Source organism: Citrobacter meridianamericanus, assembly GCF_041320245.1.
Taxonomy (GTDB): Bacteria; Pseudomonadota; Gammaproteobacteria; order Enterobacterales; family Enterobacteriaceae; genus Citrobacter; species Citrobacter meridianamericanus.
In genome coordinates this window covers 1,311,647-1,335,251 of sequence record NZ_CP101036.1, presented here as the reverse complement: position 1 = coordinate 1,335,251, position 23,605 = coordinate 1,311,647, and the positions used below count along the sequence as shown (strand labels likewise).

At 48.0% G+C, this 23,605-nt stretch carries 17 protein-coding genes; 6 read left to right on the top strand and 11 right to left on the bottom strand.

The window, feature by feature from the left end:
- The first annotated feature begins 9 nt into the window (after positions 1 to 9).
- On the top strand, positions 10 to 3,126 hold the full coding sequence (locus NMD08_RS06405; RefSeq protein WP_187253071.1) for an efflux RND transporter permease subunit: 3,117 nt from the start codon (positions 10 to 12) through the stop codon (positions 3,124 to 3,126).
- A gap of 298 nt (positions 3,127 to 3,424) precedes the next feature.
- Here the strand turns inward: NMD08_RS06405 and NMD08_RS06400 are convergent, their stop codons facing one another.
- Positions 3,425 to 4,021 (bottom strand): DUF308 domain-containing protein, encoded by a 597-nt coding sequence (locus NMD08_RS06400; RefSeq protein ID WP_278238515.1) that lies wholly within the window; start codon positions 4,019 to 4,021, stop codon positions 3,425 to 3,427.
- 280 nt (positions 4,022 to 4,301) lie between these two features.
- On the opposite strand from NMD08_RS06400, the gene NMD08_RS06395 reads away from it, so the two are divergent.
- The gene (locus tag NMD08_RS06395; RefSeq protein WP_370619787.1) at positions 4,302 to 4,928 is read left to right on the top strand and encodes a YfdX family protein; all 627 of its coding nucleotides are present in this window, start codon (positions 4,302 to 4,304) and stop codon (positions 4,926 to 4,928) included.
- Between the two features lie 74 nt (positions 4,929 to 5,002).
- Here NMD08_RS06395 and NMD08_RS06390 read toward each other — a convergent pair whose 3' ends face one another.
- The 6 genes from NMD08_RS06390 to dpaL all read right to left on the bottom strand — a co-directional run bounded on the left by NMD08_RS06390 (position 5,003) and on the right by dpaL (position 14,780).
- Positions 5,003 to 8,245: a response regulator gene (locus NMD08_RS06390; protein WP_370619785.1), complete on the bottom strand. Its 3,243-nt coding sequence runs from the start codon at positions 8,243 to 8,245 to the stop codon at positions 5,003 to 5,005.
- A 4-nt stretch (positions 8,246 to 8,249) separates the two neighbouring features.
- Positions 8,250 to 8,864 carry an acid-sensing system DNA-binding response regulator EvgA gene (gene evgA / locus NMD08_RS06385; RefSeq protein WP_370619783.1) on the bottom strand — a complete coding sequence of 205 codons (615 nt, stop codon included), beginning with the start codon at positions 8,862 to 8,864 and terminating at the stop codon, positions 8,250 to 8,252.
- A 460-nt stretch (positions 8,865 to 9,324) separates the two neighbouring features.
- The gene (locus NMD08_RS06380; RefSeq protein ID WP_047358943.1) at positions 9,325 to 10,611 is read right to left on the bottom strand and encodes an MFS transporter; all 1,287 of its coding nucleotides are present in this window, start codon (positions 10,609 to 10,611) and stop codon (positions 9,325 to 9,327) included.
- A 78-nt stretch (positions 10,612 to 10,689) separates the two neighbouring features.
- Positions 10,690 to 12,282, bottom strand: coding sequence for an amidohydrolase family protein (locus tag NMD08_RS06375; protein WP_370619781.1), 1,593 nt, complete (start codon positions 12,280 to 12,282; stop codon positions 10,690 to 10,692).
- 66 nt (positions 12,283 to 12,348) lie between these two features.
- Positions 12,349 to 13,533: a YgeY family selenium metabolism-linked hydrolase gene (locus tag NMD08_RS06370; protein WP_252838680.1), complete on the bottom strand. Its 1,185-nt coding sequence runs from the start codon at positions 13,531 to 13,533 to the stop codon at positions 12,349 to 12,351.
- 11 nt (positions 13,534 to 13,544) lie between these two features.
- Positions 13,545 to 14,780 carry a diaminopropionate ammonia-lyase gene (dpaL, locus tag NMD08_RS06365; RefSeq protein WP_151218395.1) on the bottom strand — a complete coding sequence of 412 codons (1,236 nt, stop codon included), beginning with the start codon at positions 14,778 to 14,780 and terminating at the stop codon, positions 13,545 to 13,547.
- 380 nt (positions 14,781 to 15,160) lie between these two features.
- On the opposite strand from dpaL, the gene NMD08_RS06360 reads away from it, so the two are divergent.
- Entirely contained in the window at positions 15,161 to 16,909 is a 1,749-nt protein-coding gene (locus NMD08_RS06360; RefSeq protein ID WP_151218146.1) for a sigma-54-dependent Fis family transcriptional regulator, read from the top strand.
- A gap of 78 nt (positions 16,910 to 16,987) precedes the next feature.
- Here NMD08_RS06360 and NMD08_RS06355 read toward each other — a convergent pair whose 3' ends face one another.
- Positions 16,988 to 17,479, bottom strand: a complete 492-nt coding sequence (locus NMD08_RS06355) for an anti-virulence regulator CigR family protein (RefSeq protein ID WP_151218147.1) — start codon at positions 17,477 to 17,479, stop codon at positions 16,988 to 16,990.
- 260 nt (positions 17,480 to 17,739) lie between these two features.
- Between NMD08_RS06355 and NMD08_RS06350 the strand changes: the two genes are divergently transcribed.
- From NMD08_RS06350 to galE, 3 genes are all read left to right on the top strand, one after another.
- Positions 17,740 to 18,375, top strand: coding sequence for a carbonic anhydrase (locus tag NMD08_RS06350; RefSeq protein ID WP_003037157.1), 636 nt, complete (start codon positions 17,740 to 17,742; stop codon positions 18,373 to 18,375).
- 215 nt (positions 18,376 to 18,590) lie between these two features.
- Positions 18,591 to 19,529 carry a hypothetical protein gene (locus tag NMD08_RS06345; RefSeq protein WP_151224222.1) on the top strand — a complete coding sequence of 313 codons (939 nt, stop codon included), beginning with the start codon at positions 18,591 to 18,593 and terminating at the stop codon, positions 19,527 to 19,529.
- A gap of 67 nt (positions 19,530 to 19,596) precedes the next feature.
- Positions 19,597 to 20,613 carry a UDP-glucose 4-epimerase GalE gene (gene galE / locus NMD08_RS06340; RefSeq protein WP_046670409.1) on the top strand — a complete coding sequence of 339 codons (1,017 nt, stop codon included), beginning with the start codon at positions 19,597 to 19,599 and terminating at the stop codon, positions 20,611 to 20,613.
- Positions 20,614 to 20,659: 46 nt separating this feature from the next.
- Here galE and NMD08_RS06335 read toward each other — a convergent pair whose 3' ends face one another.
- The 3 genes from NMD08_RS06335 to NMD08_RS06325 are packed head-to-tail and all read right to left on the bottom strand — an operon-like array spanning position 20,660 to position 23,604.
- Positions 20,660 to 22,051, bottom strand: a complete 1,392-nt coding sequence (locus NMD08_RS06335) for a DUF4832 domain-containing protein (RefSeq protein ID WP_151218150.1) — start codon at positions 22,049 to 22,051, stop codon at positions 20,660 to 20,662.
- A 30-nt stretch (positions 22,052 to 22,081) separates the two neighbouring features.
- Positions 22,082 to 22,489, bottom strand: coding sequence for a hypothetical protein (locus tag NMD08_RS06330; protein ID WP_151218151.1), 408 nt, complete (start codon positions 22,487 to 22,489; stop codon positions 22,082 to 22,084).
- A 2-nt stretch (positions 22,490 to 22,491) separates the two neighbouring features.
- A complete protein-coding gene (locus tag NMD08_RS06325; RefSeq protein ID WP_187253078.1) occupies positions 22,492 to 23,604 on the bottom strand; it encodes a glycosyltransferase family 4 protein in 1,113 nt (370 codons plus the stop codon).
- Position 23,605: the final 1 nt, after the last annotated feature.

Here is a 23,605-nt window from a genome sequence, read left to right as displayed (position 1 = left end):
ACTCTCTTCATGGCCAACTTTTTTATTGAGCGCCCGGTTTTCGCATGGGTGCTTGCCATTATCATGATGTTTACCGGCGGTATCGCAATAATGAATCTGCCGATCGCCCAATATCCACAAATTGCTCCCCCGACCATTACCATCAGCGCCGCCTACCCAGGGGCTGACGCCAAGACCGTTGAAGACTCCGTGACTCAGGTGATTGAACAGAATATGAATGGTCTTGATGGCCTGATGTATATGTCATCCACCAGCGATGCGGCAGGTAATGCGTCAATCATCCTGACCTTCAAAACGGGCACATCGCCCGATATTGCGCAGGTTCAGGTACAGAATAAGCTGCAACTGGCAATGCCATCCTTGCCGCAGGAGGTACAGCAGCAAGGGATCAGCGTTGATAAATCGAGCAGCAATATTTTAATGGTCGCCGGCTTTATCTCTGATAATAACAGTCTGAGCCAATATGATATTGCCGACTATGTGGCCTCGAACATTAAAGACCCGCTAAGCCGTACTGCTGGGGTGGGGAGCGTGCAGCTATTCGGTTCACAATACGCTATGCGCATATGGCTTGATCCGCAAAAACTCGACAAGTATAACCTCACCCCGCAGGACGTCATTACCCAGCTCAAAGTTCAGAACAATCAGATCTCAGGCGGACAATTGGGGGGCATGCCACAGGCTGCCGATCAGCAGCTAAATGCGTCGATCATCGTCCAGACGCGCCTGCAAACTACCGATGAGTTTGGCAAGATCTTCCTCAAAGTTCAGCAAGATGGCTCCCAGGTTTTGCTGCGTGATGTCGCCCGCATTGAACTGGGCGCGGAAAATTATGCTACGGTTGCTCGTTACAACGGCAAACCCGCAGCCGGGATTGCGATTAAACTTGCCGCTGGCGCCAATGCCCTGGAAACATCTCAGGCGGTCAAACACGAACTGAACCGATTATCGGCCTGGTTTCCGGCCAGCATGAAAACCGTTTATCCTTATGACACCACGCCGTTTATCGAGATTTCAATTCAGGGTGTTTTTCATACATTGATCGAGGCAATCATTCTGGTGTTCCTCGTCATGTATCTGTTTTTACAAAGCTTCCGGGCAACGCTTATCCCCACAATCGCCGTTCCGGTGGTTATCCTCGGCACCTTTGCCATTCTCGACGTCGCCGGTTTCTCGATTAATACACTCACAATGTTTGGCATGGTGCTGGCGATAGGGTTGCTAGTCGATGATGCTATCGTGGTGGTTGAGAACGTAGAACGTATTATTGCCGAAGAACACTTGTCACCCAAAGCGGCAACGCATAAAGCAATGGGCCAGCTCCAGAGGGCGCTGGTTGGTATTGCCGTCGTGTTATCCGCCGTATTTATGCCGATGGCATTTATGAGCGGCGCGACAGGAGAAATTTTCCGTCAGTTTTCCATCACCTTGATCTCCTCCATGCTGCTGTCGGTGTTTGTGGCGATGAGCCTGACGCCAGCACTCTGTGCCATGCTGTTAAAAGCACACGATGACGAGCAGGCAAATACGCATTTTCTGTTTGCCCGATTCAATCATTTCATGGAGAAATGCACTCAGCACTACACGGACAGCACCCGAAAACTGTTACGTTGCACGGGCCGTTACATGGTCGTTTACTTAGTCATTGGCGCGGGCATGATGGTGCTGTTTTTACGTACGCCGACCTCCTTTTTGCCTGAAGAAGACCAGGGGGTATTCATGACCACGGCGCAATTGCCCTCAGGTTCAACGATGGTAAACACCAGCAAAGTGCTTGGAGAAATAACGGATTACTACCTGACGAAAGAACAGAAAAACGTCGCGTCTGTTTTTACCGTAGGCGGATTTGGTTTTAGCGGTCAGGGACAAAACAATGGCCTGGCGTTTATCAGCCTGAAGCCGTGGTCAGAACGCATTGGCGAAGAAAACTCGGTTACCGCCATTATTCGACGGGCAATGATGGCCTTAAGTACCATCAATAATGCCGTCGTGTATCCGTTTAATTTACCCGCAGTGGCAGAATTGGGTACGGCTTCAGGTTTTGATATGGAGCTGCTGGATAACGGTAACCTTGGGCATGAAAAAATGATGCAGGCTCGAAACGAGCTTTTGGCTCTGGCCAGTCAGTCGTCCGGTGAGGTCGACGGGGTGCGTCCGAATGGTCTTGAAGACACGCCGATGTTCCGCATTCACGTCGACGCAAGGAAAGCGGAAGCCATGGGCGTCGCATTAGCGGATATCAATCAGACTCTCTCCACGGCCTTCGGTAGTCGCTATGTCAATGATTTTCTGAACCAGGGACGCGTTAAAAAAGTGTATGTCCAGGCTGATACGCCATTCCGTATGTTGCCGGACAATATCAATCGCTGGTACGTACGTAATGCCTCTGGCGCGATGACGCCGCTTTCCGCGTACTCATCAACCGAGTGGACCTACGGCTCTCCACGCCTTGAACGCTACAATGGTCAGCCAGCAATGGAAATTCTGGGCCAACCGGTTGAAGGGAAAAGCAGCGGTGATGCGATGAAATTTATGGCCTCGCTGATTAATAAACTGCCCGCGGGCGTCGGCTATGCCTGGACTGGCCTGTCTTATCAGGAAGCGCTGTCCACAAACCAGGCACCAATGCTGTACGGCATTTCGCTGATCGTCGTATTTCTGGCGCTGGCGGCGCTGTATGAAAGCTGGTCGATCCCATTTTCCGTGATGCTGGTTGTGCCAATCGGGGTGGTCGGCGCGTTGCTGGCAACCGATCTGCGCGGCCTGAGCAATGATGTTTACTTCCAGGTCGGCTTGCTCACCACCATGGGACTGTCGGCTAAAAACGCCATTCTGATCGTCGAGTTCGCCGTCGAGATTATGCAAAAAGAAGGGAAAACGCCGCTTGAAGCCGCGGTGGAAGCGGCCAAAATGCGCTTGCGCCCTATTTTGATGACGTCACTGGCTTTCATTCTTGGAGTTATTCCACTGGCTATAAACAATGGCGCGGGTTCTGGCGCGCAAAATGCTGTCGGTACAGGTGTTATCGGTGGGATGCTGGCCGCAACGGTGCTGGCAATCTATTTTGTTCCGCTCTTCTTTGTGCTTGTTGAAAACATGCTGGCGCGATTTAAAGCACGGCGCTGATACCCTGCCCTATCCCTGGGATAAAGATATAAGATCCCAGGGATAGCGCTTCACTTGTGAGATCTACGAGTATTAGCGGACCCGGCTATCCAGCGAGTTTCTCGCGGATAGCTGGTTTTCTTGTAGGGGAACGACCGGGGTAGGTACAGAGGTTGTCAATTCTAACTAATGCCAGGCTATCAAAACGGTTAATCAATAGTGCAGGCCGGTATCCTGCAGATTTACAGCCAGTTCACCCAATTTAGCATCAGGATGTTGATGACACATTTTAACACTCACAATGCACTCCAGGGGCGCATTAATTTTTATCAGCGAGTTTATCAGTTTGTGCCAAGGTCGTATTTTTGCGCAGACTGATAAAAGCCAAAGAACTAAAGATCATCTCCACACCAATAAAGATGGAGGTAAACACATAAGATCTGTCAGGATCCATATTCAGCCACGCGCCAGCAATAAGCAGGTCAAAAATACCAATAAAGATATTCCATCCATAGCCCGGACTGCGGAACATTTTGACACCGGAAGCAACACGGAATATACCGCCGAGAATAAACAGGCAGCAAAAAACCATTGCCAGCGAATTCATGCCAATCACCGGATTAACAAGGAAACAGTATCCCAACAGTAACCACGCCATAGCAAAAAAGGCGTAAGTGAATCTGGCTTTCAACTGTTTTTTACCCGCGCTGAACAGGCTATAAATAGAATAGAAGCCACACACCAGGAACATAAAACCTGTGGCATAGCTTAAGTAAACGCCTGCGGCGATTGGATAGATTAAGCAGCAGATGCCGCAAATCAATAACAGCACTGCCATGATCGTGGCGTGTCTTTTATAGTGAAATAGTGTTTTTTCATTGAACGCTTTCAGGCTGCGCTGGTTAAAAACAAACATACATCCTCCGTCACATAGCAATGCAATGTAACCTGCAAATAAAAGAATAATACTCAGTTGATACATATCAATTACCATGGAATGATAAGACTTCCACTCAGGTTTCGTATATAAGAATAAAGGAAATCCGTTATCCGTAAAATCCTACACACGTCAGACGTCTGACATCTGTAAGATTAAACGCTCATTATTCCTTCCTGGCTCTGATTCCTCTCATTTAATTTATTTAATATGCTTATTTCGTTTGGTGACATATACCAACTTTATTCAGGAGAAAGTAATGAAAAAGATTATTCTTGCGGGTCTGCTAGCAACCATGATGGGTTCAGCACCGGTAATGGCAGCGACCACTACCACTCCGGCACAAACTGCTACAGCAAATGTACAAAAAGAAGCTGCCGATATTATGCAGGTCGCGGTACAAGGTGCAAATGCGATGCGTGATATTCAGCTTGCCCGTCTGGCTCTGTTTCATGGACAGCCTGACAGTGCTAAAAAATTAACAGATGACGCCGCTTTCCTGTTGGCAGGTGACAGCCACGACTGGGCGAAATTTGTAAAGGCTGCGCCTAAAGCCAAGATGATTGACGATCAGTACGTGGTCATCAATGCGACGGTTGCGCTGTCAGAAGATTATATTGCTACTCCGGCCAAAGAATCTGCTATCAAAACAGCGAATGGCAAAATGGCCAAAGGCGACTGGAAAGGTGCAGTGGATACTTTGCAACTGGCTGGTATCAGCGTACTTCAGACTCAATATCTGATGCCCCTGAATCAGACGCGTAAAGCCGTTACCAGCGCGCAGAAACTGCTGTCTTCAGGTAAATACTATGAAGCAAACCTTGTGTTAAAGGGTGCTGAAGAAGGCATTGTGATCGATAGCGAGATGCTGGGCGCAGGCCAGTAATACTCAGCACTACGGCGTGTTGAACCAGGACTTTCTCTCCTGCCCGGGCAGCTACGGCTACCCGAGCGGGAGGGTTAATGGCTAATCAGACTGTCGATCTCAATCTCAATTTCCCGCATCACAGCAACAATCTTTTGTAATGCTTCCTGACATACCGCCAGAGGAATATCCTCATGTCGCATAGATTCAAAAGGTTTGCATAGCGTCTGAAGCGCGGTAATCCCCAGAATTTGCGCTGAACCATGCAGCCGGTGCAGGGCGCGCAAAAACAGCTGAGGTTCATCTTCCCTAACGGCTTTCTCTGCCGCCTGTAAATCGCTGAGCGTGGCCTCACGAAATGTTTCGAGTATCTCGTTCATTAACGTGCGATCGCCGCCGGTATTTTCCGTCAAGACATTGAATTTCAGATGTCGGATTGCACCAGGAGACGAATAACCGGTTTCGATTTTACTCAATTCATGCGTCAGGGTCTGAATAGACACGGGCTTAAACAGACATAAATTCATTCCGTTTTGCAGACATCGATCGCGAGACTGCGGAAGTGCACTTGCCGTCAGCCCCCAGATTTGTAAATGGGGCTGCTGCTGACGTAGCGAAGCCGCGAGATCAAACCCGTCCTTCTTCGGCATATTCACATCAGTTATCAACAGATCGTATGATTTTTTAGCCAGTTTGGCTTCAGCTTCCTCACCATCACAGGCTTCATCCACACTGTAACCAATGGTGTTCAGCTGTCGCTTAAGCAGCAGGCGATTAGTTGGGTTGTCATCGGCTATCAAAATAGACAGACACGGCAGCGGCAACAGAGTACCTGGCGTGTCGCCATCCGGTACAACCGACTGGCGGGCAGTCTCGACCGGCAGCGTTATGGTAAACGTGGTTCCTTGCGACGGGATACTCATCAGCTCCAGCGTGCCGCCCATCAGCGTCACCAGCTCTTTGCAGATAAATAATCCCAGACCAGACCCCGTTTGCTGACGTCCGGAACACCCTTGAGCGTAACGATGAAACAGCCCAGCCTGCTCCTCTTCGCTAATCCCGCAACCTGTGTCGCTAATGGTGATGATCAGGGTACCGTGATTCTCCTCGTCAGGCGTCAAACGGGCCGTCACATGAATACTCCCCTGTTCGGTAAACTTCAGCGCATTGCCCACGAGGTTGGTAATAATTTGCCGCAAAGCCTGTTGGTCGACAAATACCCGCTCGTTTGCCGGCAATTGGCTCGTGCAAGCAAGCGTTATGCCTTTTTGTCTGGCTAAAGCATCAAAAGAGTGGCACTGCAATGCAAGGAGCTGTGAGAGATCCGTCCATTGAGGAACAACCTGGTATTTACCAGACTCAATCTTATCCACGTCCAGAATCTTACCGATCAGCCCAAGCAAGGACTGAGCCGTCGCCCCGGTAAGGGCAATCGCCTCTTTTCGCTGCGCCGGACTGAGTTCTGAACTCGACAGTAATTCCAGAAAGCCAACAATAGAGCTTACTGGGGTACGCAATTCATGGCTCATGCTCGCAAGAAAACGGCTTTTGGCTTTGGTCGCTTCAATCGCTTTGTTCTTTTCGATCTCCAGCTCTTGAGATAAAGCCTCTTTGAGATGAAGTTGTTCTTCCAATAGCCGCTGAGATTGTTTTCTTTTATTTACCTCACGAGAGAGTGAAATCCCCCAGATCAGGCTAACCGCTATCAGCAAAAGCGCAAACACCACCAGTTGATAGAACTGTTTGCTATATCGACTCCAGATATCGACCTGCGTATAAGAAATTTTCGACCACTTCTCCGTCATCTGCAAAATCTCACGCGGCGGAATGGCCTGGAGCGCTTTATCCATAACAGACTTCAACATGGGCTCGCGGGGAGAAACTGCAAAGCTCACGGAGGCGCCAGGCATATCCGGAAGCCTAAAAAAGTGCATATTTTTCTGGTAGTAATGATCGACCATGTACCTTGCCGACAATTCGGTAGCGATCGCCGCGTCAACCTTACCCTCCCTGAGCATAGACATCGCGACGCTGCCTGTATCAGCATCCACCCAGGTGGCCTGGGGATAGCGTTGTCTCAAATCACTTTCCAATGCATGTCCGGCGGGCAACGCAATACGGATCGGTTTATTCAGTAGCGAGTCGGCTGCTTCCTCGCGGGAAGTGATCATCACAAATGCAACATTCATCAGCGGATCGCTAAAGGTAGAATTTCGCTGATTTTGCGTAGTCAGCGTAATGGTGGGATACATATCCCAGTCTTCACCGCTAATTATTTTCATCTGTTCGCTTTTGGAATCAGCTAAAATAGGTTCAAAATCGAGACCCGTTTGCAGATGAACAATATTCAGCAAATCACCAAGAATACCGCGAAGCTCCCCGCTGCGATCGACCAGAGTATACGGTGGGTAGTCTGGGTTGATCAAAATACGAATAGTGTGTTTTTTCTCCAGCCACGCTTTTTCCTGATGAGTGAAAGGAATAGGCGCATTCAGATAAGCAAGGTTACCGCGGTTCAGCCAGTTCTGCATGACCTGCATATGGATTTCATTACTGATTGACGTAATGAAACTATCAAGAATAGTTCTTAATACCGGCTGGTCTTCCTTTACTACAAAATAATTATATTGTTCTTGCTGATCAAAGTAGTGCGTAATAACCAGTGATTGCGAAAAATATCGTGAGATACAATGACTGCTGGTGATATTGTTACCAATATAATATTGGTTCTCATCATTTACTACCGACGCCATAGCCTGATATTCGTCGTCGTAGAATGAAACTTTAGCCTCAGGAAAAGCATCCTGGATAACATCAAGAAAAGGACAATCTCGCACACACGCGACGCTAACCTGATGCCCGGAGGTCAGCGGCAGCATGGTGTTTTTTAGCGAAGTCACCAACGTCGGCCACGTCGTCAGCAAGGCAGAAGTACGCAATAAATGCCCGCCGATCTCCTGGCGCCTTGAAAGCTGGGTTATCAACGTATCAACGTCGTTACTGGCAAGTGCGGCCAACGCTTCTTTCTCATTATCATACTGCTTTATAACAATTTTTAGATTGAGAATCTTTTGCATCAGCGCCAGATAGTCTGCGTTGACTCCCCGATAATATTCACCGCTATTTTGATAAACAATGGGGGAAACTTCCGGTAACCAGGTGCCAACAACCAAGGTTTTCTTATGCGCTAACCAGTTTGTTTCTTCCTTGTTCAAGCTGATATTCTGTACTGAGGTATTATAGTTACTTTTTAGCTCAACTTGCCGAGCCGAGCTTACACCCGTAGACAACCCGATGGTAAATATGACCATCAAAAAAATAAACAAGCGTGCCAGCATTACTCTATCCTATTTTATTTCTCTGCGCATAATCATAAATTTCCATTAATGATGAGCAATCTAATTTTTCCATTAAACGACTTTTATAGGTGCTTACTGTTTTATTACTGATGTTCATTTTGCTGGCAATAGTGCTGTAATCCATACCGTTAAGAATATAGCGCAACACTCTCATTTCCTGGGTTGACAACGTATCAAGCTTATCCTGCTCGCTAACAGATGAACCAGTGAAATGCTCAAGGGAAAAGGGGAAATAGCTATAGCCATTTTTTGCTGCTTCGATTGCGGCGAGAATATTATTCATACCTTCTTTTTTACTCACAAATCCGTTAGCGCCATATTCGGCGCTACGTTTGCCGTAAAAAAATTCATTTTTGGCTGAAATGATAATGATTACACCAGCATAGTGTCGCTTTCGCAGTTGCTCCAGTACTTCGAGGCCGCTGATCCCCGGAATATCCACATCAATAATCAGCAGTTCAGGCTTCATTTTTTCAACGGTTTGAACCACTTGCTCCCCGCTGTCAAGCTCGGTGGTTACGGTAATACCATTAGTGTCGAGCAAATTGCGGATGGCTATGCGAGCTAATGGGTGATCGTCAACGATTATCGCGTTCATTGCGTGTAAGAATCCCGATAAATAAAGAGAGGCGATGGCTATAGAGCAGGTGTGCCTTCAACGTTATGATTTATGAAAATAAGGCTTTTTCAGGTAAATCCTAACATAATTACTCGTCTGTTTTATTCATTTTTTTATAAAAACGAAGATCAAGGCATAAACGCAACACTGTAATTTACAAATTTTAAACCTTGAACCTATCTAAATATCAAACTATTAACACAATATAAAGGAATATTCTTACACGTGTAGGACAAATCGCTCATTTATTATAATTTATTCTTAATGACCAGGAACATATAGTCGGAATATTGTTCATCAGAACTGCGGGGGCGTATATGAAAAATAGCCATCTAAAAATCAATTTTATACCCGACCAAATATAGAGAAAACCTGCTGAATTTAGAGAGAAACTCCCTGCGGCTCTGGAACAGCAGTGCCACAGGGAGGCCGCTATTAATCAGGCTTTACTGGGCAATGCCCCTATTGCATGCGAGCTTTTCACGGTCAGCGTAACGACGGCAGAACACAACAGCGCGGCAATCATAAAGATAAAAGCACTGTTATAACTTCCGCCGCTGCTTTGAATCAGCCAGCCGATGATCGGAGCAGAAACAACGCCCGCCATCTGCCCACCAAAGTTAACGATACCGGATGCCCGTCCCATAATGTTGCTGGGAATGGTATCCATCAGAATGCCCCAGAATGTCGCCATGGCGAAGAACATGAACAGGGCTGAAATACACTGATACACCACTGCCATATCTGCACTGCTCACGCTGAAAGTCAGATACAGGAAACCCGCAGCAATAACCGAGGTCACGACATACAACGTTTTACGCTGGGGTTTAAATTTATCTGAGCAATAGCCGCCCAATAATGTTCCACCTGCGCCAAACAGGAAAGGAATAGCCGCCATAACACCGGTTTTTGCCAGAGAAAACTCACGAACGGTGATCAGGTAGCTAGGCAGCCAGGTTGAAAACCCCCAGAAGGTGATATCAAACAAAAACCAAATACTTGCCATTTGCCAGAGCACCGGCATTTTCAACACATCTTTAAACGCGATACCGCTGGTGTTTTGTAGGCTCCCCTGTTCGTCAGCAGCCAGCTCCGCTAGATCCTGCTGCGTAATGGCAGGGTGATCTTTCGGGTTATCACGAGTAAATAAGTAGATGCCCGCCGCAATAAACAGACCCGGAATACCCAGCACGATAAAGACCATGTGCCAGCCAAAAGCCCCGATTATACTTGCCGCTACAACTACTGCCAGCGCTGGGCCTAAGGTGTTTACCGTCGACTGAATCGCTGTGGCGCGGCCACGCTCTTTCGACGGGAAATAGGTCGATATCATCTTCCACGACGCCGATGGGAAGCAACCTTCACCAACACCAAAGAAGAAGCGAACGGCCAGCATCAATGGCAGCGTCAATACGGCGCCGGTCAAGCTGGTGAAAACAGACCACCAGGCAATACCGATGGCCATGATTTTGCGCGAGCCAAACTTATCCGCCAGCAAACCGCCGGGAATTTGAAACGCAGCATAACCAATAAAAAAGGCGCTAATAATTAACCCTTGTTGGGTCGTATCCAGATTTAAATCTTTGCCGATATAAGGGAGCGAGACGCTCATCACCATTCTGTCGAGAAAAGAGAGCAGCCACGCCAGCCAGATCAATGTCAGGACGGTATATCTTGCTTTCCAGGTCTTTGGTTTACCTGAAGGTAAAGATGTTTGTAGGTTCATTGTGATGTCCTTAGGGTGTAGTGATCTACCGCGGCCATAAATGGTCGCGATAAATCAATGCGTGTTTAGCGTTATTTATTAATATTGTTTTCTAATAACCGTACCGCTACAGGCATAACTTTCAGTGCCATTGATTAAGGCTATGCGTCCATTAACCATGACAATTTCAATCCCTTCCGGATATTGATTAGGTTCAACAAAGGTACCCTTATCAGCAATGGTGTTCGGATCGAACATCACAATATCCGCCGCGTACCCCACCTTCAGCAGTCCGCGATCCTGCAGGCCTAATACCTCCGCAGGTTTACCCGTCATCTTACGGATTGCCGCCTCCCAGCTCAGACATCCCTCTTCACGCACATATTTACCGAGCACGCGAGGGAATGCGCCAAAAACGCGCGGGTGCGGTTTGCCAGCACCCATTAAACCGTCGGTACAAACGTTTTGCTCCGGGCGGCAAAGGAACTTAATCACATGTTCTTCAGTACCGTAAAAGTCGACCATCCCCACGGCGTTTTCTTCTTCAAACAGCAGATCGAAGGTGGCGTTGTAGGGATCTTTTCCGCGTAGCTCCCCCAGTTGCACAAGGTTCAGACCGACGGCATCCTGGTTTTTTGCCGTTTTCACGCTGGTGACAAAAATCTGATCCAACCCGGCAAAATCGATAAAGTTATCCCAGCCGGGAATGCCTTGCTGAATATCGTCAATCATTTTGGCGCGCAGTTCAGGCGAGGCCAGGCGCTCAAGCAATTTGTCCGTTCCACCCGAATGGGCCCACGGCGGTAGGATCACGCCGAGCATCGTGCTGCCCGCCACGTAGGGATACTGGTCGAAAGAGATACGAATCCCGGCTTCCTGCGCCTGTTCCAGCATGCCCAGCATCTGGTCAATCAGCCCCCAGTTTTTCTTACCGCAAACCTTCATATGCGAAATATGCAGCCAGACGCCAGTAGCTGTGGCGATATCAATCAGCTCCTGTGTGGAGTTGATAATATCGTCCGCTTCACTGCGCTGATGCACCACAAAGATCCCGTCATATTTCGCCGTCACTTTGCATAGTTCAATCATTTCGGCGGTATCACCAAAGGCGCAAGGCATATAGATAAGCCCAGTTGAAAGACCAAATGCTCCGGCTTTTAATTCCCGTTCCAGGACTTCGCACATCTTCGCCACATCTTCACGGGTGGAAGGACGACCATCCAGACCCATGGCTTCCATACGCACGTTGCCATGTGGCACTAAATACGCAAGGTTTGTCGCCGGATGACGCGATGCCAGCAGATTGAGGTAACCGTCAGTATTTTTATATTTCCAGTCTATTTTGTCAGTATCGCCATCCAGGCCAGCGATATTTTTACGCCAGGCCGGAATGTATTCTTCAGGCAACGGTGCCAAAGCAACACCATCCTGCCCTAATAACTCGGTGGTAATACCCTGGCGAATTTTTGCCGACAGTGCGGGGTTAATAATGGCCGAAAGGTCAGAGTGCGTATGAGTATCAATAAAACCGGGACAAATAATTTTACCTGTTGCATCAATAACCTGATCATTAACGCCAACATCAATTTTGCCGATTGCGACAATACGTCCTTCATCAACCATCACATCGGCAATTCTGCCGTCGCAGCCCGTCCCATCGATTACATTTCCGTTTTTGAAAATGGTTTTCATCGTTATTCTCCATAGCGATGTCGATTTACGACACCGCTTGTAAGGTAAGAGGTGGTTTCTTTATTGTTATTGGCGATAGAGTGTCTGGATGATGCTGTAATAGCCGCTGGCCGAGCCGGTTAACTGCTCGATCTCAATATACTCATCAATGGTGTGGGCCAGATTTTCCCGCGAAGGACCAAAGCCGATGGTTTTGATTCCCGCTTCTCCCGCATAGTGGCTGCCGTTGGTACAAAATGAGTACTGCGTGATAGTTGGATTAAACCCGGCCTCGCGAATGCCAGCCAGAGCGGCCTGCACGAATTCGTCGGACTCGTCATACACCCAACCCGGGAAGAAGCGCTCGCCCTCAATCGTGGCACCGGTATAGCAAGACTCCTGACCCACCGCGTAGGAAACACAGGCTTTAAACTGTGGATCCTGTGCGGTAAGTTCCGCGAGCGCATTTTCCAGTGGGGCAATAACGCTTTCTTTGGTTTCACCCACCAGCAAACGACGATCGTAGGTTGCGCGACAGTAATCTGGCACGACCGAAGCTCCTGGGTACGGCGAAGATTTAATGTCGGTAAGTTCAAGGATGCCTGGCCCCAGAATTGGGTGCGTTGGCGGTGTAATTGTGCGAATTTTGTCGATCAATTGCGCCATTTTGTACACCGCGTTAATTCCTGCCTGCGGGTTGGCGGAGTGCGCAGGTTTACCGAACGTTTCGACCACAATTTCAGCGCGGCCACGCTGACCAATTTTCAGGTTTAACTCGGAAGCTTCACCGATAATCACGTAATCCGGCTTATAGCGCTCGCTGACCAGCCGAGCGGCAATGCCTTCAAAGCACTCTTCATGCACAATACAGGCAACGTAGATTTTGCCGGCGAAATTACGTTGATTGTCCTGACCAAAAAAACCCACGGCGGAGATCATCGCCGCCACGGCACCTTTCATGTCAGTTGTGCCGCGACCATAAATTTTGCCATCTTCGATATCGCCGCCGTACGGATTGCGGCTCCACTTCTCTTCGTTGACCGGTACGGTATCAATATGTCCATCGAGAACCAGCGTTTTCCCCGGCTGATTACCGACAATACCACCAACTATGTTGCCGTACTTATCAACATGGATGTCATCAAACTGGTAATGCTGCATCATTATTTTTATGGCATTAACCACATCCCCTTCCTGACCCGAATAACTTTTTTGTTGGATTAGCGCCTGACAGTTTCTAATGACTTCATCAATACGGTTTGCAGATAACATGGGTTTCTCCGTTATTTCTCACAATCAGGAAACGAGTTGTTGATGCCCGGGTACTGACCGCCCCAGACAATATTCAGGTATTGTTGCGGGTCGGTATCTCCCTCGGTGCTGATCAGCAACACCCGGGAATGCACATCCAGCCCCAATTGTTCACGCGTATGCGCCAGTTCAGGCGATGTCATCAGCAGCGCCAGCAGGCCGGTAGTGACCGCACCTGACTCGCCAGATACGATCTGCGGATCGCCCGCCAGCGGATTACCCAGCATGCGCATACCCAGCGCCGCAACTTCATCAGGGCAGGAGGCAAATGCGTTGGCATAATCACGCAGCAGTTTCCAGCCGATACTATTTGCCTCACCGCAGGCGAGACCAGCCATCACGGTGAGTAAATCACCGCCCACCGCGATCGCATCCCCCTCTTTAGAACGTGCGGAGCGGTAAAGACAATCGGCAATCAATGCCTCGGCGACAATCACTTTTGGACGATTTTCCCCCCAGGCTGCCGTCACCATTCCCTGAACCATTCCAGCAAACGAACCAACGCCTGCCTGAACAAAAATATGCGTCGGTGCAACCTGATGCAGTTGATCTATCGCTTCCAGCATTAGCGTGCCGTAACCCTGCATAATCCACTGCGGGATTTTTTCATATCCTTCCCAGGCAGTATCCTGCACCACAATCCAGCCATGTTTTTGTGCCTGTTCCGCGGTCATACGCACCGCATCGTCATAGTTCATATCGACGATTTCAGCGGTAGCGCCTTCATTACGGATGGACGTCAGACGCTGCTGCGAAGAGCCTTTAGGCATGTAAACCACCGCTTTTTGCTTCAGTTGACGCGCCATCCATGCCACGCCGCGACCGTGGTTACCATCAGTGGTGGTGGCAAACGTAACGGTTTGTAGATCGCGGCGCACCTCTTCGCTGGTCATCACGTCAAACGGCAGGTCACTGATATCCTTGCCGACTAATTCAGCGATATGGCAAGCCATCGCATAGGACCCGCCCAACGCTTTGAAGGCTTTCAGGCCAAAACGTTGAGACTCATCCTTGAGATAGATATTTTTAACACCCAGCCTTTGTGCAAGAGCCGGCAGCGCATATAACGGCGTCGGCGCATAGCCCGGAATAGACCGATGAAAATTCAACGCTTTTACCAGTTCCTGGCGACTAAACGGTGCCAGCGGCGCGCTCGGATGTTCGGTAAACGGTGTCTGGTTGATAAAAAATGATAAGTTTTCCTGCATCATAAAACCTCATTGTCCTGGTATTTCATTCCCTGTAGTTAAGGTAATACAGAGATATTTACGCTATCGGTATTCCCAATAGAGCAAAATGCTTACCAGTTTTTTATGTCTTGAGTAAAATCTTAGAAATATTTTAATAAAGACTTTATTTTCAAGTGATTAAAGCAACACCATGATTGATACTAAAAATACTACAGCGTCAGTTTATCGCCTGAATTTGAGAAATTCTCACTGTTGATAAATAGTGTGATCGAGGAAGATAAAACAGAAAAAACATAATAAAACAAAGCAGTAGATTGATTTTTCGCAAATCATTTCCGTAGTGGTTCGCCTATTTATCATTTTCTTTGAGAAATACGACACACTGCCGGAGAAGTACCATGATTTCAGTACTCAGCAATATTCAGGATGATATATGCAATTATGCCGACGCGATTTCTGGCATAACCGGTACGGACGTTGAAATCATCGATGAATCTTTAATGCGCATCGCTGGTACCGGTAAATACCGGCATATGCTCAATGAGAACGTGGCAAAAAATGGCTACATCTACCGCCACGTTTTGCAGGTCAGAGAAACGGTTCTTATCAAAAACCCCGGCGAACATCCGCTTTGTCAGTTATGTGAAAAACACCGCTACTGTTCTGAAATGCTCGATTTGAACGCACCTATTTTTCTCAACAACCGCGTGATTGGAGTAATCGGCATTATTTGCTCAACCCAGACGCAGCGTGACACGTTACTGAGCCAGATTGATAAATTTGTCACTTTTATTGAGCAAATCGCGGTGATGATCTCCAGTAAGGTATTTGAATGTCTGGAGCGTTTACGTGCGCAGGAAACGCTCGGCGCATTTCGACGTCTGATAGATGCCATGGACCGCGGCGTTGTGGCAATTGATGGCAATGGTCTTATCTGGCATGCCAATCACTCAGCCGATCGTATTCTTAACCGCGAGGTTCAGGGATTACCGCTTACTATTGAAATAACCGGGGACAGCTTGTATGGCGATGAAGAAGCGTGGCTGACGCTTGAAGGCCAGAAACACCATGTACTGTGCAAACAAATTTCGCTCTCCTCGCTGGATAACGATCGCTTAACTATGGTCATCTTTCGTGATGCATACGACTACCTGAGTACCCTTACCCCATCCCCTTATGAATCAGACGCGCAGGTGCGGCTGATTGGTCACTCTTCTTCAATGGAACAGCTCAGAAGCACCATTGGCAAAATTGCCAAAAGCTATGCCAGCGTGCTCATCACCGGGGAAAGCGGCTCGGGTAAAGAGGTCGTGGCATTTGCCATTCACCAAAACAGCCCACGCAAAGCCGCCCCTTTCGTGACAATTAACTGCGCGGCAATCCCCGAGCAACTCCTGGAAAGCGAACTGTTTGGCTACGTGCGTGGTGCATTTAGCGGTGCAGACCCCAAAGGACGAATGGGGAAATTTGAACTGGCCAACGGCGGCAGTCTGTTTCTGGATGAGATCGGTGATATGCCATTGCACCTGCAGGCCAAGCTGCTCAGGGTTTTGCAGGAAAAGGCAATTACCCGCGTTGGTTCTAATAACACCATCAATATTGATGTGCGCATTATTGCCGCGACTAACAAAAATATTAGTGCGATGGTGGAGAATAATCAGTTTCGCGAAGACTTATTCTATCGTCTGAATGTTGTCCCTCTGGTACTTCCTTCCCTGCGCGAACGTCGGGCTGATATCGCTGTTCTCGCACAATATTTTGCCGATGAATTTTCGGTCAGTTACCAGCGTTCACCGCAGAAGCTGCCCGACGACGTTATTAACCGCCTTTATGCCTGGCACTGGCCGGGTAACATTCGTGAATTACGCAATGTCATCGAATACATTTTTGTGATGCGCGGAGAAGCTGCCGGTATCAATGCCAGCCATCTGCCCCCTTATTTACTCACCTCGGCTGACGGCAGAAAAACAACGATGACCGAGCCCCCCCGACTTTTGGCGAACCAAGGGAAACAAGCGAAAAGGGACGCCATCGAAAATGCCATCCAGCGATTTGGATCAAGTGTGGAGGGCAAAAAACAGGCCGCGTCAGAACTGGGGATCAGTATTGCCACACTCTATCGAAAAATAAAACTGTACGGACTGTAAGCTTTCCTTATTAACTGAGAAGCCCGCACAACGCGGGCTTCTCATCGGTATAACAGAGCAAATTAAGCCCGAAAATACTTAATCAAACACACCATTAATTACCGCGGTGACAATCGCCGTACTCAGTGCAATCAACACCAGATTGTCGCCCACAACCTGCCATTCATAACCTGGATAATACGGCAATTGGTTCAGCATAGAGGATGGAACACTTTTCTTAGCGATCCCCGGAGGAAGCGGCTTTCCTCGCGCCAGATTTTTGGCGATACCCGGAGGCAGTGACTTATAGCCCGTCAAACCATATCTGACGGCATACTGTCTGGCCACGTTATAGCTGATGTCACTATCAACATGGTCCGGCTTACCATAATTTTTACGTTGTTCTGCCTGCGAATTGCTTTTCTGGCTATTGCCCTTATTCCCGCTATTACCATGATTGCTACTATTTCCATGGTTGCCACTATTACCATTGCCGTTGCCATTACCGGGGTTGGCCAATACTGGGGTGGCGCACATCGTCATCGCGGCAACGGCGACTAAAGCTGTTGCTAAAGCACGAAGTCTGGACATGATGATTCCTTAAAATGTGGATACATATAAAAATGTACGGTATCGCGTGAATACTGGCTATCGCTATAACTCCGATTTATTGGCAAAAAAGGGGGAAAGCACGTAGCGCACATCACGCTATTCGCCTCGCCGCGGTGGAGAAAAGTTAGCCAAAGATGTTGCAGAACTGCTATAAAGTCTTTCTCTTCTGTCGGCTGGTGTTAAACTGGAAAGTGTGATCTTCATCATAACCTGCTTAAACAGAGAAAAGAGACACTGCTATGCAACATATCATTGAGGGCTTCCTCAACTTCCAAAAAGAGATTTTCCCTCAACGCAAGGAACTCTTTCGCAGCCTGGCATCCAGCCAAAATCCTAAAGCGCTTTTCATCTCCTGTTCCGATAGCCGCCTGGTGCCAGAACTCGTTACTCAGCAAGACCCCGGACAGCTTTTCGTTATCCGCAACGCCGGTAATATCGTCCCCTCTTTCGGCCCGGAACCGGGTGGCGTATCCGCGACTATTGAATACGCGGTTGTGGCACTTGGCGTGACGGATATCGTCATCTGCGGACACTCCAACTGCGGCGCAATGAAAGCCATCGCCGATAGCCAGCCTCTGGATCCGATGCCTGCTGTGGCTCACTGGCTGCACTATGCCGATGCCGCGAAAGCCGTGGTCGAGAAAAAAACCTGGGCTAACCCAATCGATAAAGTTAACGCCATGGTGGAAGAGAACGTTATCGCGCAGCTCAACAACATTAAAACGCATCCTTGTGTCGCGGTTGGACTGCGAAATAATGCGCTTCGTCTGCACGGCTGGGTATATGACATCGAAAGCGGTGAAATCCGTACCCTGGATAAAAACAGCAAAACCTACGTTTCCCTTGCTGAAAACCCGCAGGTGCATTTCGAGTAATTCTTCCACTGGAGCAAGGATGCTCTGGATAATTTTTACCTACTTTGGTGCTATGGACAAAAAACATCCTTGTTACTAATATTAAAATAACCGCAGGTGTTACCACGCGGTTTTCGCACATTCATACAACATTGCGACATTGCGACAAGTCTCATGAGCTGCCCCGCAAGTAGCTGTTCATACATGGTGCAAGCGATAAAAAGGAGCAGGTACGAATGCAAGCGAAAATAAAAAGAATAATAAACATGTTATTCTATCATGAGTCGTGGGATATCATGATTATTAAGGATCATGGTATACACTTATTTCCTGATAACACGCTGGAAATATTGAATAAATCTACTGCGCAGCAGTTAAAAAAGAAATATACGTTTCAGGCCGATCCTTTTCTTATTGAAAAAGACGACAAACTGTATGTTTTTTATGAAGCTTTTAGCTTCCGCAACTCGAAAGGCACGCTCCGCTGCCGCATTCTTGATCGTGAACTAACTGAAATTGATGATGTGAAACTTGAAGGATTTGACGACCTGAGGTGTCATTTGTCATTCCCTTTCCTGATTAATATTAACAATCAACTCTTCATGATCCCGGAATCATCAGAAAGAAAAGAAGTGCTCCTGTTCCAGTCGGTAGAGTTTCCTGCGCGCTGGAAGAAAATTAAAGTTCTACTCTCTGATACCGAAGTCACAGATAACATTTTTCTTTCAATAAATGAAACTTGCTATCTTTTGTCGACCACCATGGATAATAAAATAATTATTCATTCCGCAGAGCATCTTCACGGTCAGTGGCAGCGGATCACCCCTACATTAAAGGTGAGTAATCATCATCATCGAGGAGCTGGTACCCCTTATCTTGTCGATAATAAAATGTACTTCCTCACCCAGGAATGCACGCCCGAAACTTATGGAAAATCTATCTATATCAAAGAACTAGTTACACTTAACGATATTAACTTTGATGAGAATCTGATCGAACAAATCAATTCATCGATCAACCACAGTGACGGTGTTCATACGCTGAATTTCTCAAATAATTTCATTGCTTATGATACAAAAATCAATAAGTTCAGTCTGTTGGCTATCTTAAAAAAACTATCATATAAATTTATGGTAAAATACAGAAACATCTACCTTTCCCGGCAACACAACTGATTCACTGGATTCTCAGGTGACATTGGTAGAAGATTGTTCGGGTTTCTAGCATTTTTCTGGAGTCTGTATGGCAATTCTTGTCACAGGTGGTGCAGGTTATATTGGTTCACATACTGTTTTATCACTACTGGAAAGAGGCGATGATGTCGTTGTCATCGATAATCTGGCAAATGCGAGTCGGATATCGCTGGACAGGGTCGCGGAACTTACCGGAAAGGAACCCATTGTCTATATCGCCGATGTTCTCGACAGACAGGCCTTAAAAAACATTTTTACCAACCATCACATCACCGATGTCATTCATTTTGCAGGGCTCAAATCGGTTTCCGAGTCGATAAAAGAACCTCTTGCCTACTATGAAAACAACGTCACAGGAACGCTGGTTTTACTGGATGAGATGCTGGCCGCAGGCGTTAACCGGTTCATTTTTAGCTCATCAGCTACGGTATACGGTAATCCGGAAAGCGTGCCGTTGAGCGAGCAATCACGCACGGGCGGTACCACCAATCCCTACGGCACCTCTAAATTAATGGTCGAACAGATTCTGGCCGATTTCTCGCGTGCGCAACCTGATTTCCGCATTACCTGCCTGCGCTATTTCAACCCAGTCGGCGCTCATCCATCGGGTCGCATTGGTGAAGATCCTAACGGTATCCCAAACAACCTGGTGCCATACATCTCCCAGGTCGCGATTGGTAAGCTAAAAACCGTATCGGTGTATGGTAATGACTATCCAACCCCTGACGGAACCGGCGTGCGTGATTATATCCACGTCATGGATCTGGCGACTGGTCATTTAGCCGCGCTTGATTGCCAGAACAAAGGCGCTGCCTACAAGGTGATTAATCTCGGTACCGGGGTCGGTTATTCCGTGATTGATCTGATTAAGGCGTTTGAGAAAGCGGCCCAGACCAAAATTCATTATCAGTTTGTCGCCAGAAGACCCGGAGACATTGCCGAATGTTGGTCTGACCCGTCACTGGCATACAAAGAGCTCGGTTGGAAGGCGGTCTACAACCTTGATGAAATGATGCGTGACACCTGGAACTGGCAAAAAAATAACCCGAATGGTTATAACATCTGATATGCCCTGTAACGAGCCTGACGGTCAGGCTCGTTGTCGTAACGGGCTAGCGTGCAGTAATCGTTGATACGCGATACCAGCCGCTGCTCTGCTTCCCTTCGTTAGCAAAGTTAATTCGTGCCGCGCCGGATTTATCCAGTATCGCGACCTCAATCGCGTATTGACCTTTCGCGAGTTGTCCCGGGATGGGCAACGCATAGCTGACCTGATACTTTCCAGGCAACCAGTGCCGTATATCATCCGCCGCATTCCCCTGCGCAACGACCTTATTAGCGCTATCCACCACACGAAATGCCAACGTGTAGGGCAGATAAATCGGTGCGTTACCCTCGTTATACCAGATACTGTTTAATACCAGCGTTGGTCCACCGTCCCACACTGATTCATGACTCAGAGACGCTAAGCGATACCGATAGCCCAGTTTGGTCAGCGCATCGTCGACAATCGGTCGATAATCGCTTGGGATCGTTCTCGATTTCAGGTTGATGGTGCTGGCGTGCTGCTTGACCGCCCAGTCAAAAATACCCTGCACTTCGGCACGCGTATAATGAAAAGTATTCTTCCAGTCTTGCATATATGAACAGATTTCCAGACTGACCGGCGCACGTTTCCAGGCATCGTTAAACCCTGCATAACTCTGCTGTGCTGCCAGTAATCGCTGCGGGTAATCATCGGCCATATGGTTCCAGTTTTCTGAAAATACGCGCAGATCACCCCAGCAGTCCGCGCGCCATCCAGCCCCTCGCGCCACCGCATTCGCCAGGCTTTGTCCACCGCTCATCAACATTATTTTCGGGGTCGAGGGGAAGGCGGAAAAATGCATTGCAACATAGCGGTCCAACTGCGCCGTGGTGTATCGCTCCAATAGTGGCTGCAGATTAGGGAAATTGCTGTTATGCCACTCTCCCCAGGCCCCCACCATGCCGATATCGACAAAAGCGAGATTCTCATTACCGTCGTAGCGTTTTCCGAATGCGTTCAGCAGACGCTGGCTGTATTCAATAAACAGAGGGTCATCTAAATCCGGAATAAATGTTTTATTATCGGGTGTCCACGTACCTTTCACACCTTTTTTAATTAGCCAGTCGGGAATTTTTGAACCGTCCCCTGGGTCGGCTAGCGCCATAAACCGTAACCCGACGTTCATCGCAGGACGATGTGCCGCAGCGTATTTGAAGGCAGCATCCACCAGCGCAAAATTATACTGACCTTCAACAGGTTCCAGTTCTTGCCAGTAAAACCGGTCGTATTCAAACCCGGTATTGGGGTAATCAGCCAGACCCAGCGTTTCACCGTATCCCTGATGAAAACTTGCCACGCCGATCCCCGGATTGGTCAGCGGGCCAGTTAATGCTTTGGGGGTTACGGTCGTTAATGCGGAGATGACCGTTAACGGAAAGGACATTAACAACAGCGCAGAAACCCATTTACACTTCATCGCAGTAATGCCTCCACAGGTTTGTTAACGCTAGTGGTTTTTCAGACTTAACCACCAATCCCAGATACCTACGTGAAAATTTTGGAACACATCAATACCTAACGCGGATTTGATCATATACAGCGTCAACAATACGCAGCAGGTGACGAACAGCACGGCAATCAGCAGCAAAAAAGTGAGCAACATTCTCGACAGGGTCGATTCCTGGCGGTGCTGACGGCGTAAATCTCTGCCAAACAAAAAAACCAGATAATAACGCTTACTGAAAAAGGGAAAACTTCGCCGAATATCGATCTGATGCCGCGAAGCCAGAGTCGAGGCCAGAATCGCATTTTCCACCCCTTCTTTCTGTTCAGGGGTCAATTCCTGCGCAATCGTCTCATCAAGATGAGTATAAAATCGTTCGATGACAGGGGGACGGTTTTGATAACTGGTCAAAATTAACCTATATCTTTATTAATTGAGTGATAGACGTTAACCGTCTTTTTGGCGATTTCATGCCAGTTATAGTGTTGTAAATATACACGATAGTCCACACTATGGGTTGGCGCCCACTGGGTTAATTTCTCGGCAAGACTAACCACATCTCCGACCTTAAAATAGGCCTCGGCGGGAAGTTGAACTTCGAGGTTTGCCGGAATATCACTGACGACGGCAGGAAGAGAAAATGACATCGCTTCCAGCAGCGCAATGGGCAAACCTTCATGGTATGAAGGCATCACAAACAGCCGGGCCTGCGAAAACACCGCCTGCAGCTCATCACCGCGTAAAAAACCAGTCATCACAACGCCTGGTGTATCTGCGGCAAGCTTTTTGAGGCGAATGCTGTATTCGGTTGGATGATCCGCATCGCCAATTAGCACCAACGGCATGGTCAAACCGCTGCACTGATAGGCGGCGATGGCATCATGCATCCCTTTTTCTTCCACAAACCGCCCAACCACCACAAGGTAATTTTTCGGCTGTAGCCCAAAGCGGGAGAGCGTATTGTCGATGGTCTGTTCAGATAACAACCGCGGCTCATTGACGCCATTGTGAATTAAATGCGCATCATAGCGACCGTGTTTTTTCTGGATCAGTTGATTAATGACTTCAGAGATCACAATCACTTCGTTGGCATATCGCACTGCCCAACGTTCGCCCAGCAACAATATTTTTTTGGCAACGAATCCCCACTTCTGACGATCGTAATCGGGCCCATGGTGGGTGAAAACCACCTTTTTGCCTAACATGCGTAGTAATGGGATCACAAGGCCAGGTCCAATAGCATGGACATGCACAATATCCGAATGGTCGATACTTGTCCTGAACGCCGCTAAAACGGAATGGACAATCGCTTCCAGCGAACGCTTTTTGGGAGCCCACAGCGCGTAAGTTTCGACCTTCTTATAGATCGAACGTTTGTAATTTACATACGGCGAGCGAGCAATCACACATATATCAACGTCAAACTGCTGTTTAATGGCTGGATAAAGATTTTGGCAATGTGTCTCCACACCGCCCAATACATCAGGAATTCCACGCGTACCAAAAACCGTTATTTTTTTACTCATG